Origin of the sequence: Amycolatopsis sp. NPDC049688 (assembly GCF_040674975.1) — a bacterium.
In the GTDB taxonomy this organism is placed as follows: domain Bacteria; phylum Actinomycetota; class Actinomycetes; order Mycobacteriales; family Pseudonocardiaceae; genus Amycolatopsis.
Window position 1 is genome coordinate 292,106 of record NZ_JBFANY010000001.1, and the last position, 12,150, is coordinate 304,255.

Genomic DNA, 12,150 nt, shown 5'->3' on the forward strand with positions numbered 1-12,150 from the left:
CTCGCCCGGGCCGCCGCGGGGCCGCCGGTCGTGCCCGCTTCGCACGTCGACCGGCGACGGTGAGGCAGCGAACCGGTGCGTGCGCGATGATGGGGCGTGGCGGGCTGCCTTCCCGCCCTGTGGTCGCCGGACGTGCGGAGGTAGCGGGCGGTGGACGATCGGCGCCGTGAGCGGCTCTGGCGGCTGGTCAGCGAGCGCGCGCCTGCCGGGTCCGGGTGGGCCGGGGTGGTGTGCGCCGTCGCGGTGGCCGAGGCCGGCGTCGACGGCGCCGCGATCACGGTGCGCACGGATTCCCGGGTGCAGGACCTGGCCGCGGCGACCGGCGGCTGGGTGGCGGTGCTGGAAGAGCTGCAGTACACCGTCGGCGAAGGTCCCGGGGTGGAGGCCTTCACGAACGGCACGCCGGTTCTGGTCGGCGACCTGGACGCGGACGGGGACCGCTGGCCCGGGCTGCTGGACAGCGCGCTGGCGGCCGGAGCGGCGGCGATCTTCGCCTTCCCGCTGCAGGCCGGCGCCATCCGGATCGGCACTCTCGACCTCTACCGGCGACGACCGGGTGACCTGGCGGCCGACGAGCTGGCCGACGCCGCCCTGCTGGCCGAAATGGCCACGACAGCCCTCCTGGCCGACAGCGCCGGAGCGCCGGCCGGCGGCCCGGAGGCCGCCGGGTTCTACGACGACGTCAACATCGCCACCGGCATGCTGGCGACCGAGCTGCAGGTGAGCCTGGAGGACGCGCTGCTGCGCCTGCGTGCGCACGCCTTCAGCCACCAGCTGCCGCTGACCGAGGTGGCGCGGGCGGTCGTGCTGCGCCAGCTCCGGTTCGACGCCCCACCGGAGTGACCGCCGGGTCTATCCGGTGAAGTGGTCGTATGCTGAGCGGCGTGAGCACTCCGACGGATCCGTTCAGCGACGCCGTCGCCGGGATCACCGCGCTGCTGGCCGCCCGCCACGACGGGCTGACCGTTCTGGCCGCGGTGACGCGGGCCTGCGGTGCGGTGCTGGATTCCGCCGCGACCGGGGTGCTCACGGTGGACCCGAGGGGCGGGGTCAGCGTGCTTTCGGCGTCCGACGAGCGGGCCCGGTTCCTCGAACTGCTGCAGGCCCAGGGCGGGCCGGGGCCGTGCTTGGACTGCATCGACGGCAACAGCGTTGTCGGCAGCGCCGACCTGGCGGCCGAGCAGCGGTGGCCGGAGTTCACCGGCCGGGCGCGGGCCGCCGGTTATCAGGCGGTGTACGCCTTTCCGCTGACGCTCATCGACCGCGCGGTCGGGGGTGTGAACCTGTTTTACGACCACCCCGTGGAGCTCTCCACCCGGCAGGCGCGGCAGGCGCAGGCGCTGGCCGACCTGGCCACGCTCGGCCTGACCCAGGAACGTGACCAGCGCCGGGTGGTCCGGCTGGCCGAGAGCACGCTGGCCACGCTGAACGACCGGGTGCACGTCGGCCAGGCCGTCGGCGTGGTGGCGGCCACGCTCGGGATCGAACCGGACGCGGCGCGGGAGCGGCTGGCCGCTTACAGCTCTCGTTCCGGTCTGAGCCTGCGGGAGGTCGCCCAGGCGGTGACCGACCGGACACTCGATCCGCACACGACGTTCGGCGACGCCTGAGGGGTCAGTCCCACCGGGCGTCGGGGTCGGCCCGGTTCGCCGCGGCGTCGTCCACCACCGCGATGATCCGGCGGGCCTCGGCCTCCTGGCCCGCGGCGGTGCCGGTCACGTCGAGGTCGTCACGCGCCTGGTCGCGCCGGCATGCGTGCCAGACCTGCAGGATGCCCACGGCTTCGCTGGCTTCGGCCAGCAGCCGTACCCGCGCCAGCAGGCGGCGGGCGGCGGCTTCCCGCTCCTGCTCGGAGCCGGGTCCGGGGAAGGTCATGGTGTCGACGGTCCTCGCATCCAGCGGGAAAAGCGAGCCCGTTGCCGGGTCCGCGCCAGCCGGATTCGACGATCGCGGGGCCGGCGAGCACGATCGCGGATCTTGCGGTTGGTGCGCTGCGAGACCTCACCTGAGCCAGGTGAACGCCTCGTCGGCGGTCAGCCCGCGGCAGGCCGGGTGGCAACCTTCGAACCCGTACGGTGCGAAGTTCCGGGAGATCAGCGAGGAGAGCTCACCGCGTCGGCGACGAACCGCTCGGCGACGTCGCGCAGCTTCACGTTGGTGTCCTGCGACTGCTTGACCAGCCGCGCGAAAGCTTCGTCGGCACTGATGCGGTACAGGACCATCAGGATGCCCTTGGCCTGGTCGATGACGGCTCGCGACGTCAAGGCCGTGCGCAGCTCCTCCACGGTGGCCAAGGCGTGCTGGGAGCTGCGGGCGCTGCGGAGCGCGGCTTCGGCCGCGGTGGTGTAGAGCTCCAGCAAGGCCGCGTCGAGCGAGTCGAAGCCGTCGCCGTCGGTGCCGTAGAGGTTGAGCGATCCGTGGTACTGCCGTTCGATGAACAGGGGTGCCGACAGGTAGCTGGTCACCGCGTCGTCACCGGCCGCGGCGGTGAAAGCCGGCCAGCGCCGAGCGGCTTCGCCGACCTTCACGCGCTGGATCCGGCCGGTCCGCGCCGCCTCCAGGCACGGTCCCTCATCGGCCTCGTATTGGGCCTGATCGATGCGGAGAGCAGCTTCTCCGGTCGACGTGGCCGTGTACGGGCTACCGTCATCCAGGAGCGTGATGCTGGCCATGTCGGTGTCCGGGACCGCTCGGACGACCTGGCGGCACAGCCGCTGCAGGACCACCGGGAGCTCCTCGCCCTGCTCCAGGTCGGCGGACAGCCGCTCCAGCGCGCCGGTGACGTCGTCCACCCGCCGGACGACCTCCTGCTCGCTGAGCAGTTCCTCGGTCATGGGTTCCCTCCCGTCGAGCCCTGCCGCCGTGAAACCGTCGGCTTGGGGACGGCCCCTGGCCGCGCCGCGCTGCTGGACGCCGGGTGAGCACGTTGCCTCGATGATAAGCCGGGCCGTCGGCGACTCAAGCGTGGCCGTCGATGCCGCCGAAGGCCCGTTCCCGATGGAGACGACCTACACCCCACTGCGCACGGCAGCACCGGCACGCACAGTGGGGGCGAGTTCGCGCATCGGGCAGGCCGGGGATGTGCGGAATCCTCAATGGTCGGCGTGGCGCCACCAGGCCGCGGTGGTGGCGATGCCGGTGACACCGACGAGGCTGGTGTAGAGGGCGGGGGCGGACCAGGGGAAGTTCCGCTTGGTCAGGCGTTCGGCCTCGACGGCCCGGGCTGCGGCCCACGATCGCGCCTCCCTGCACTCGGCCACCGCCAGCTTGGCCTGGTCCGGTTTGCCGCGGGGCCGTATTTGCGGCATCTTTACGCGAGGAGTGCCGGGAAGTCTGGTCGGCCGGCCCGCGCCCGCCCCGGGCGGCGGGCGGGAGGACCGAACCGGAGGAGTCCGATGGCGCTCATCTCGGCGACCGGTGCCCTGTCGCCCCGGACCGGTTGCCGCACCCCGGCGCCGACGCGTGCGTCGTGCGGTACCCCGGCCGCCCACGTCCCGTCAGGAACCCGTCAGGAGAGCCCATGAACCCCGGCGCCCCCGCCTGGGACGTCGTACGCTGGGACGATGCACGCCGCCCAGATGGCCGAGGAGTACCCGGTCGTGGAGCTGGACTCCGACGCGTTGGCCGCCGCGCGGCTGCTCGCCGAGCGGCGGCTGCCCGGCCTGGTGGTCACCGACGAGACCGGCTGCCCGCAGTCGGTGCTGCCGGCGTCGCAGGTGGTGCGGTTCCTGGTGCCCGGCTACGTGCGCGACGATCCGTCGCTGGCCGGGGTGCTCGACGAGTCCATGGCGGACCGGGTCGCGGACAAGCTGGGTGGCAAGACCGTGCGGTCGTTGCTGCCGGAGGAGGCCACGGAGCTGCCGCGGGTGAACGGCGACGACACGATCATCGAGGTCGCCGCGATGATGGCCCGGCTCCGGTGCCCGCTGGTCGCGGTCATGGAGGACAGGACCCTGATGGGCGTGATTTCCGCGTCGCGGCTGCTGGAGCTGGCGCTGACGCCGCACTGACCCTCGCGGGGGCCGTGGCATGAGCACCGCGATCGCGGTCACGGTGTTCGTGATCGCCTATCTCTTCATCGCGACCGAGAAGATCCCGAAGATGGTCGCCGCGCTGGCCGGCGCCGGGGTGGTCCTCGCGCTCGGGATCAGTGGCGCGGACGACGCGTTCTTCTCCGAAGACACGGGGATCGACTGGAACGTCGTCTTCCTGCTGCTGGGCATGATGATCATCGTCGGGATCCTGCGGCGGACCGGTGTTTTCGAGTACGTGGCGATCTGGGCGGCCAAGCGCGCCAAGGGATCTCCGCTGCGGGTGATGATCCTGCTGTCGCTGATCACGGCCGTGGCGTCGGCGTTCCTGGACAACGTCACGACCGTGCTGCTGATCGCGCCGGTGACGCTGCTGGTCTGCGACCGCCTCGACATCAAGCCGGCGCCGTTCCTGATCGCCGAGGTGTTCGCCTCCAACATCGGCGGCACGGCGACCTTGATCGGCGACCCGCCGAACATCATCATCGGCAGCCGCGCCGGGCTGACGTTCAACGACTTCCTGATCAACCTGACGCCGATCGTGGCGATCGAGCTGGTCGTGTTCACGCTCGTGCTGCCCCGGTTGTTCCGCGGTTCCTTCATCGTCGACCCCGCGCGGGTCGCCGACGTGATGGCGCTCAACGAGCGGGAAGCGATCCGGAAGCCCCAGCTGCTGATCAAGTGCGGAGTCGTGCTGGCGGCGGTGTTCGCCGGGTTCGTGCTGCACTCGGTGATCCACATCGAGCCGTCGGTCGTCGCGCTGCTGGGCGCCGGCGTGCTGGTGCTGCTGTCCGGAACAGAGCCGAAGCAGTACCTCGCCGGTGTCGAGTGGGAAACCCTGCTGTTCTTCGCCGGGCTGTTCATCATGATCGGCGCCCTGGTGAAGACCGGCGTGATCGGCACGCTCGCCCGGCTGGCCGCCGACGCCACCGGCGGCAACGCCCTGCTCGCGGTCATGCTGATCCTCGGTGTCTCGGCGCTGTTGTCCGGCGTCATCGACAACATCCCGTACGTGGCCACGATGAGCCCGCTGGTGCTGGCACTCACCAACGACATCCCGGACCCATCGCACTCCGAAGCGCTGTGGTGGTCACTGGCGATCGGCGCCGACTTCGGCGGCAACATGACCGCGGTCGGCGCCAGCGCCAACGTCGTCATGCTCGGCATCGCCGCCCGCTCCGGGGCGCCCATCACCTTCTGGGAATTCACCAAGAAGGGCGCCATCGTCACCGGGATCACGGTGCTCGTCGCCGCGCCGTATTTGTGGCTGCGGTACTTCGTTTTCGCATGAGCCGATCGAGAGGGTGCACCTCGCCGCCGGGCGGTGCGAGGTAGCAGGGTGTGCCGAGACCCGGCCGCGGCTCGGTGCGTACTTTCCGGCTGCCGGGGTATCCGAAAAGTTCAAGGGTTCGGCGACGGTCGGCTCCGCACCGTCCGAAAGGCCCCCATGAGCCACTCACGACGCACCAGGCACGAATATTCCTTTGCTCCGGGCGGGGAACCCGATCTGGCGGCCATGCGCACGTGGCTGCGCGCGGTGCTCGACGGCGAGACCTCCGATGACGTCGAAGACGCCTTGCTGATGGCCACCGAGCTGGTCACCAACGCCTTCGACCACGCGCACGGCGCCCGGACCCTGCGCGTCTGCTGCCGGGGTCCCGGCTCAGCGGGCCGGCTGGAGATCGACGATGCCCGCCCCGAGCTGGAACTCCACTTCGACGGGGAGGCGCCCAAGGGGATGCGGGGGCGGGGGTTGCTGCTGGTCGACGCCATCAGCCCGCGATGGGGTGTCACCCGCACCGGCACCCTCAAGACGGTGTGGGCCGATCTGGCCGGGCCATGACCTTCATGCGGCCCGGGCCTCCGCGCGCAGGTCGCGCAGGATCCTGGTGAGCAACCGGGAAACCTGCATCTGGGACACCCCGATCCGGGTGGCGATCTGTGACTGGCTCAAGCCGTCGAAGAACCGCATGGTGATGATCGCCCGGTCCCGCTCCGGCAGGCGCCGCAGCAGCGGAACGACCGTCTGGTGGTCTTCGACGTGCTCGAAGCGTGCGTCGAGTTCTCCCATCGAGTCAGCCGGCGTGAAGGAGCCGTCGGTATCGGCCGACCGATCCAGCGACGACGTCTCGTAGCAGTTCGCGGCGAGCAGTCCTTCGCGGACGGTCTCGACGTCGATGCCGAGGTGCCCGGCGAGCTCGCTGGGCGTGGGAGCCCGGCCGAGGCGCTGGGAAAGCCGGGTGGTGCCCTGGTTGAGCCGGCCGCGCAGCTCCTGCAGCCCGCGCGGGACGTGCAGCGCCCAGCCGGTGTCGCGGAAGAGTCGGCGGACTTCGCCCATGATCGTCGGGACGGCGAAGGACAGGAACTCCGCCCCGTGGCGGGGCTCGAACCGGTCGACCGCCTTCAGCAACCCGATCCGCGCGACCTGGACCAGGTCGTCGCGCGGCTGGCCCCGCCCGGTGAAGCGCGCGGCGATGTGTTCGGCCACGGGCAGGAACTCCACGATCAGTGCTTCGCGCAGCCGCGCCCGATCGGGGTGATCGGGAGCGAGCGCGGCCAGCCGGTCGAGCAGGGGGCGGCAGTGGGAGTAGCCGTCGTTCTTGCGGGGTTGCCGGCTCGGGACAACCCGGGGGGCAGGGATCCGCACGTCCGTCGTGGGCAGGCCGCTGATGGTGGTGCAGGCGGGCATCGGTGCTCCTGTCGTTGCGGCGGAGGTACCCACACAGGACGACAGGGCAAACAACCATCGCGCGGCGCGATCACTCGGCGCACTCGGTGCGCCCGTCGGCGTTCGACGTATTCGCTACAACGAAAGCCGGAATTCCCTTGTGCCGTAACTGAACCAGGGACGGCAGCTCATGGGAGCGCCCGGCACCGACCGGGCCGGGCGCATCGGTGGTTCACCGCATTCGTTCGGGAATCGTGTCCATGGTGTGCAGTAGCTGCACAGCGAGGGCCTGAGCGGCGGTGTCCGACAGTTCCGTGTTCTCTTTCAGGACATCTCGCACCAGCCTGACGCGCTGGTCGTACCGGGACGCGAAGGTGGCTTCCGTGGTCATGGTGTTTCCTTCTCAGGTTCGTCGTGCCCGCCGATGCAGACGCATCCGCGGTTGAACCCACCCGCCACGGTGGCCGTGCAGAACCGGCGTGCGATCGGATCGTGCGTGTGCTGGGCGTGCCGGCAGGCCGCGCAAACAGCTACATCGCCTGGCGTCACCGGTGGGCCCGGCGTCCGGACGGGTCCTGTGCCCACGTGCTCCCCGAGGCGGGGCGCCGTTGCGGGCCGGGTGCCGGCCCACCGGTGGACGGTGCCGGGGTGTACACCGGCTGGAGGAACAGGGCCCCGTACCGGTGTTCCCGGGAGGCGGTGAGTGCTCCGGGCCGGGGCTGCTCGGCGGTGGGGTGGCTGAACAGCGAACTGTCCACTGTGGAAGTACTGATCGGGGATCCTTTCGTGTGCCGCCGGTGGGCGGCGTGGTTCAGGACTGCGGCTGCCCGGCGGCGGCGAGCAATTTCGTGCTGTCGTCGGTGTTGTCCGGGTCCGCGGCGGTCGTGAGAGCGTGCTGTGCGGCGTCGGGGCCGGTTTCCGGGGGGACGACCAGCAGGGTCGTTCGCTGCCGGTTCCAGCCGATCGCCGTCAAGCTGCCGGAGGGCTGCGACCGGAATCCTTCGAGCCGGACGGCGTTGTCGTCGAAGGTGACGCGCCGAGGTGCGTTCGGCCAGTCGCCGAGGTGGTAGGTGACCCGGTCGATGCGTCCCAGCCGAGCGGCCAGCGCCGCGAGCAGTGCGGGCAGTTCGGCGGCCAGATCGCGGGTCGAGGGCCACCACGCTCCGTCGACGTATCCGGTGGCGGGTGCCGCCGGCTTCAGCCGCAGACGTGGTTCGGTGGCCGCTGGGGTGGAGAGAGTGGTGTTCGGGCCCGACGGCATGTCGGTGCTCCCGTCTCCGGCCGCTGATTGCCGGCCGGACTGGGGCCGAGGACGGCGCAAGCTCGATCACCTGTGCACGAAATGCTCTCGGTCGACACCCAGCGTACACGACGACTGCGCTGGGTGTGTGAAGGGTGCGACACGGTCGGGGGTCGATTCGACCGGGTCCCTACTCCACGGGGTGCGGGTAGGCCGCCGCGCGGTGCTGGAAGGCCAGGACGGCGGGATTCCGGACGATGCCGTCGCGGATTTCGATGGCGCGGCGGACGGTTTCGTCACCGTCCCAGGCGGACGGTCCGCCGAGGACCGTCTCCAGGAACGGGAGCAGCGCCTCGCTGTTCTCCCACGTGGCCGAGTTCCACAGGTAGGACGGGCTGTGGTCGACGGCGTAGTAGGTGATGCCGTCGCCGACCACGAACGCCGGGTCGGCGAACGTGGTGGTCCGCGCCCAGCTGAAGCCCATGCCTTCGTCGCAGGAGACGTCGACGATGAGGCTGCCGGGCGCGAACGCGGCGAGGTCGGCTTCGAGGAGGAAGGTCAACGGCGCGGCGGTGTCCTGCAGGACGCAGTTGACGACGATGTCGTGCTCGGCGAGGAACCCCGCCAGCGGTACCCGGCCGCGGTCGGTCAGGGCGTGGCTGCGGCGGGGGTCGCCGGGGTTGTTCACGTCGTGCTCGAACTGCACCATCGTCGCGGAGTGGATCGGCGAGGCGACCGCTGCGGTGTCGCGGCCGGTGAGCACGTGCACGTCGTGCACGCCGTGCGCGTTGAGCGCGGTCACCGCACCCCGGGCGGTTGCCCCGAAGCCGATCACCGCCGCCCGCAGCCGGCGGCCGTAGTCGCCGGTCGAGCCGATCACCTGGAGGGCGTGCAGCACCGAGGAGTAGCCGGCCAGTTCGTTGTTCTTGTGGAAGACGTGCAGGCCGAACGAGCCGTCGTGGTTCCAGTGGTTCATCGCTTCGAAGGCGATCAGCGTCAACCGGTTGTCGATGGCCGCCTGGGTGAGTTCGCGGTCCTGGACGCAGTGCGGCCAGCCCCACAGCACCTGGCCCGGCCGCAGTTCGGCGACGTCCTGCGGCAGCGGCTTGGCCAGCAGGATGATGTCGCACTGGGCGATGAGCTGTTCACGGGTGCGCATCCCGGCGACGGCGCCTGCCAGCTGTGCGTCGGGGACGCCGAAGGCTTCGCCGTAGCCGTGTTCGAGGTGGATGCGATCACGGAGGCCGGCGTCGATGCGTTCGACGTGGCGGGGGTGGATCGGCAACCGGCGTTCGTCTGCTTTCCGCGAATGCGCGATGACGCCGAGGGTGAGCTGGTGCACGGGGGCCCCTTTTGCTAGACCACAGTCTAAGCACACGGCGAGCACGGTGCTCGGTCTGCGGGGTTCCGGCCGTCGGCTGGGGTTCCTGCGGGCGCGCCCGGCCGAGGCTCGCTGTCCTCCCCATCGCTCTTCCGGCGACCTGCCGGCGGCCGTCCGGCGCGCCGGACGGATGGCCTCTAGCGTGGCGGGCATGGAGCACTCCGAACCCGACACCCGAACCCTCGAGCGCGGCCTGGGCGAGTACGTGGGGGCGGTGGCGGCGGCGCTGGGTGTCCCGGCCGAGAGCATGACGGTGGAGATCAGTGACACGGCCACCGCCTACCTCGGGCTGCCCCGGCGGTGGCTGGACCGGCCCGACCACGACGTCATGCTGGTGTGGAGCGAGCGGCGTGGGTGGGCCCTCGCGGTGGAAACCGATCCCGCCGACGCCCCGGTTCTCATCGCGCGCTACGGCGGCGGTGATCTCGTGCCGCCGCCGGGCGCGGTCGCGCGCTTCGTCGCCGACGCCGCCGCTGGTCACCACACCGGGCAGGAGCGTCCTGACCCCGCTGCCGCCCTGACCCGCAAGTCGCTGGCCGAACGGCTGATGCCTTACCGCCGTCATCCGGGGTGACTGGAACACCGGCCTCACCCGCAGTGCCGGTCTGTCCATCACCAGCCGGCAAGGGCGGAGGCCGACTGTCATCCACTGCGCGAGTAAGCCCACGGTTTTCGTCGATGACGGTGTTGGCCTCGGGGGTCTTCGAGGTGGGATCACGCTGGATCGAGGTAGCAGCCGCGGTCGCATGATGGCGGGCTTGGAAGGCTTCGCCCGATCAGGGCTCTCCGCGTGATAGAGGCACTGTGCAACAACAATGTGCAGCTGGCTCGGCAGACGAGGATTCAGCTGATGCGGTAGAGGTGGTTACCCTGGACAGCGAGGATCGTGAGCGGGCCGTTCGTCGGGCCGGCAGTTGCCTGCCACGCTGTCGCTCCGGCTGGGGCCGGCGTGGTATGTCCGGCAGAGAGCGGCAACCCGGTGATGCCGCCGCCGGTGACCATGCCGGTCTGATCGGTGATGAGGATGCAGTCCGGGCGGGTGCCGTTGACAACGACCCAGCCGGTGATGATGCCGCTGGCATCGGTGGCGGGAGCGTCGAGTGCTCCGGCTGCGTTGGCTGACATCGGTTGCGCGGTGGTGAGGTCGAGGTGGCTGCCGAGTTCGGGGCCGTGGCAGCCAAGCGTGAAGTCATCGTTGAACGGGTAGGAGCCCAACGCGCGTGCCGCGGGCGCGGCGGCACCCTGGATGTGCAGGCCCTCGAGCGCTGCGGGCGCGTCGACACGCAGGGCGATCGAGGACAGGCTGAGCGGGGCGTAACTGCGGCGCACTTCGTCAGCCTTGCCTCCGCCGATGGAGTGGGTGATGAGAGACAACGCGACGACCGCGGTGACGAGGTACCGCATCGGCCAATGTGGACGGTGCATAGTGGTCAGGACGAGCACTGCGACGGTGGTCAGGGCGGCGACCAGGACGTACCGGCTGATCAGTCCGACGTTGCCGCCGGGGACGTTGGCCGTGGTCCGGCCGAGGGCGAGCATCAGGGCCAGAGCTAAGGCATAGCAAGCCAAGCCCGCCCAGCCGGCGTCGGTCGCCGGCCGGTCAGTGATCGTCCGGCGCAGCAGCAGCGCGAGGATCCCGATGGTGAAGCCTCCGGCGACGACAGCGAGGACGGCGATGTCCACCGACCACAATCCGCCGACCGCGGCGGCGACGACGGACAGCCGTCCGTCCGGGTCGAAGGCGTCGGTGGCGCCGGACTGCGTGCCGGCTGGTTTGGTGAGCCACCATGCGGCGAGGATGACCAGTCCGGCTGCGGCGGGGAGCACGACCCGGAAGCGGGATTCCTTGCGCAGCCAGGCGATGAAGGCGAGGACGAACCAGATCGGCAATGCGGCGCCGAAGCTCAGGCAGCCCAGCACGGCGGCCGTGTACGCGACGGCCGGGCGGCCGTGGTGGGCGCAGGCGATCGCGATCGTGCAGAACGTGACCGCGGGGACCCAGCTGATGCCGTTCGTGCTCTGCAGCCACAGTTCGGTGGCGTGGGAGCTGAACAGCAGCCACGACATCGCCGCGGTCAGCGCCGTCCGTGTCGTCGGGTGCAGGTGCCGCGGCAGCATCGCCTGCAGGGCGAACACCGCGACCGCGAGCAGGACGATCGTCAGGACGGTCAGGACGCGGTTGTCGCCGCCGAACCACGCGGCGTCGGCGTAGAACAGCAGGGAAGGCACGACGAACGGCTGGTCGAGGTGGTAGGTGAAGACCTGGCCGAGCAGGAGGCCGCCGTTGTCGTCGGTGATCTTCGCGAAGACGTGCCAGTAGTCGAGGAGCACGTGCATCTCCGGCGCCCGCACCGCGGTCAGGAGGGCCAACGCGACCGGAATGGCGGCGAAGGCCCGCAGTGCCGCGAGGCCGAGCCGGGGCGCGCCGTCGCGGCGGATCTGCGCAGTCGTGCGCGGGATCGGTGCGGTGACGTCCGGGGCGTCGAGCGCGGGCTGGGGCATGGGTCTCCTGCCGAGGGCGGTGTGGGTCCGGCTACCGCGGACCGGAAGCGATCGTAGCCGGTGGGCCAACCTCGGCAGACGGGTGGTGACCAGCGCTTTTACTTGATCGGTGATCGTCTGGCAACTGTGTGCTTCCTCTCACCTGACGGTGTAACGGCCGTGTGAGGTTCCGCCGATGCAGGGTGCGGGCGAGGGATGGGACTTCCCGACCCTGGGCAAAACCGGCACAACGTGCACGGAGTGCTCGCACCATCCCGTGGCGGCAGTCGTGCTCCGCGGGCCATTGGGGGCGGTCGTGGCGATGCCGGGCCGCCGGGGGAGGAACTGG

General features: G+C 70.8%; 15 protein-coding genes. 6 read left to right on the plus strand and 9 right to left on the minus strand.

Translation table 11 applies throughout. The features are described 5' to 3' along the window. Window positions 1–150: 150 nt before the first annotated feature. Window positions 151–843 (plus strand): ANTAR domain-containing protein, encoded by a 693-nt coding sequence (locus AB0J55_RS01245; protein ID WP_364241028.1) that lies wholly within the window; start codon window positions 151–153, stop codon window positions 841–843. A 41-nt stretch (window positions 844–884) separates the two neighbouring features. Further along, window positions 885–1,610 carry a GAF and ANTAR domain-containing protein gene (locus AB0J55_RS01250; RefSeq protein WP_364241031.1) on the plus strand — a complete coding sequence of 242 codons (726 nt, stop codon included), beginning with the start codon at window positions 885–887 and terminating at the stop codon, window positions 1,608–1,610. A gap of 4 nt (window positions 1,611–1,614) precedes the next feature. Here the strand turns inward: AB0J55_RS01250 and AB0J55_RS01255 are convergent, their stop codons facing one another. The 3 genes from AB0J55_RS01255 to AB0J55_RS01265 form a co-directional block, all read right to left on the minus strand. Next, window positions 1,615–1,875, minus strand: coding sequence for a hypothetical protein (locus tag AB0J55_RS01255; RefSeq protein WP_364241033.1), 261 nt, complete (start codon window positions 1,873–1,875; stop codon window positions 1,615–1,617). A 218-nt stretch (window positions 1,876–2,093) separates the two neighbouring features. Next, window positions 2,094–2,834 (minus strand): GAF and ANTAR domain-containing protein, encoded by a 741-nt coding sequence (locus AB0J55_RS01260; protein WP_364241035.1) that lies wholly within the window; start codon window positions 2,832–2,834, stop codon window positions 2,094–2,096. A gap of 258 nt (window positions 2,835–3,092) precedes the next feature. Continuing rightward, on the minus strand, window positions 3,093–3,308 hold the full coding sequence (locus AB0J55_RS01265) for a hypothetical protein (RefSeq protein WP_364241038.1): 216 nt from the start codon (window positions 3,306–3,308) through the stop codon (window positions 3,093–3,095). 255 nt (window positions 3,309–3,563) lie between these two features. Between AB0J55_RS01265 and AB0J55_RS01270 the strand changes: the two genes are divergently transcribed. The 3 genes from AB0J55_RS01270 to AB0J55_RS01280 all read left to right on the plus strand — a co-directional run bounded on the left by AB0J55_RS01270 (window position 3,564) and on the right by AB0J55_RS01280 (window position 5,874). Further along, entirely contained in the window at window positions 3,564–4,010 is a 447-nt protein-coding gene (locus AB0J55_RS01270; RefSeq protein ID WP_364241041.1) for a CBS domain-containing protein, read from the plus strand. A 19-nt stretch (window positions 4,011–4,029) separates the two neighbouring features. Next, window positions 4,030–5,322 (plus strand): ArsB/NhaD family transporter, encoded by a 1,293-nt coding sequence (locus tag AB0J55_RS01275; protein WP_364241044.1) that lies wholly within the window; start codon window positions 4,030–4,032, stop codon window positions 5,320–5,322. 156 nt (window positions 5,323–5,478) lie between these two features. Beyond that, window positions 5,479–5,874, plus strand: coding sequence for an ATP-binding protein (locus tag AB0J55_RS01280; RefSeq protein ID WP_364241047.1), 396 nt, complete (start codon window positions 5,479–5,481; stop codon window positions 5,872–5,874). A gap of 3 nt (window positions 5,875–5,877) precedes the next feature. Here the strand turns inward: AB0J55_RS01280 and AB0J55_RS01285 are convergent, their stop codons facing one another. From AB0J55_RS01285 to AB0J55_RS01305, 5 genes are all read right to left on the minus strand, one after another. Next, window positions 5,878–6,720 (minus strand): SigB/SigF/SigG family RNA polymerase sigma factor, encoded by an 843-nt coding sequence (locus AB0J55_RS01285; protein WP_364241050.1) that lies wholly within the window; start codon window positions 6,718–6,720, stop codon window positions 5,878–5,880. Window positions 6,721–6,931: 211 nt separating this feature from the next. Next, window positions 6,932–7,090 (minus strand): DUF6307 family protein, encoded by a 159-nt coding sequence (locus AB0J55_RS01290; protein WP_364241053.1) that lies wholly within the window; start codon window positions 7,088–7,090, stop codon window positions 6,932–6,934. Then, window positions 7,087–7,284 (minus strand): RGCVC family protein, encoded by a 198-nt coding sequence (locus AB0J55_RS01295; protein ID WP_364241056.1) that lies wholly within the window; start codon window positions 7,282–7,284, stop codon window positions 7,087–7,089. Before AB0J55_RS01295 ends, AB0J55_RS01290 begins: the two co-directional genes overlap by 4 nt. A gap of 226 nt (window positions 7,285–7,510) precedes the next feature. Beyond that, window positions 7,511–7,960 carry a DUF5994 family protein gene (locus AB0J55_RS01300; RefSeq protein ID WP_364241059.1) on the minus strand — a complete coding sequence of 150 codons (450 nt, stop codon included), beginning with the start codon at window positions 7,958–7,960 and terminating at the stop codon, window positions 7,511–7,513. 169 nt (window positions 7,961–8,129) lie between these two features. Further along, window positions 8,130–9,281: a N(5)-(carboxyethyl)ornithine synthase gene (locus tag AB0J55_RS01305; protein ID WP_364241062.1), complete on the minus strand. Its 1,152-nt coding sequence runs from the start codon at window positions 9,279–9,281 to the stop codon at window positions 8,130–8,132. 190 nt (window positions 9,282–9,471) lie between these two features. On the opposite strand from AB0J55_RS01305, the gene AB0J55_RS01310 reads away from it, so the two are divergent. Next, entirely contained in the window at window positions 9,472–9,894 is a 423-nt protein-coding gene (locus tag AB0J55_RS01310; RefSeq protein WP_364241065.1) for a DUF6292 family protein, read from the plus strand. A 269-nt stretch (window positions 9,895–10,163) separates the two neighbouring features. Here AB0J55_RS01310 and AB0J55_RS01315 read toward each other — a convergent pair whose 3' ends face one another. Continuing rightward, window positions 10,164–11,822, minus strand: a complete 1,659-nt coding sequence (locus AB0J55_RS01315; protein WP_364241067.1) for a DUF2079 domain-containing protein — start codon at window positions 11,820–11,822, stop codon at window positions 10,164–10,166. Between the last annotated feature and the right edge of the window lie 328 nt (window positions 11,823–12,150).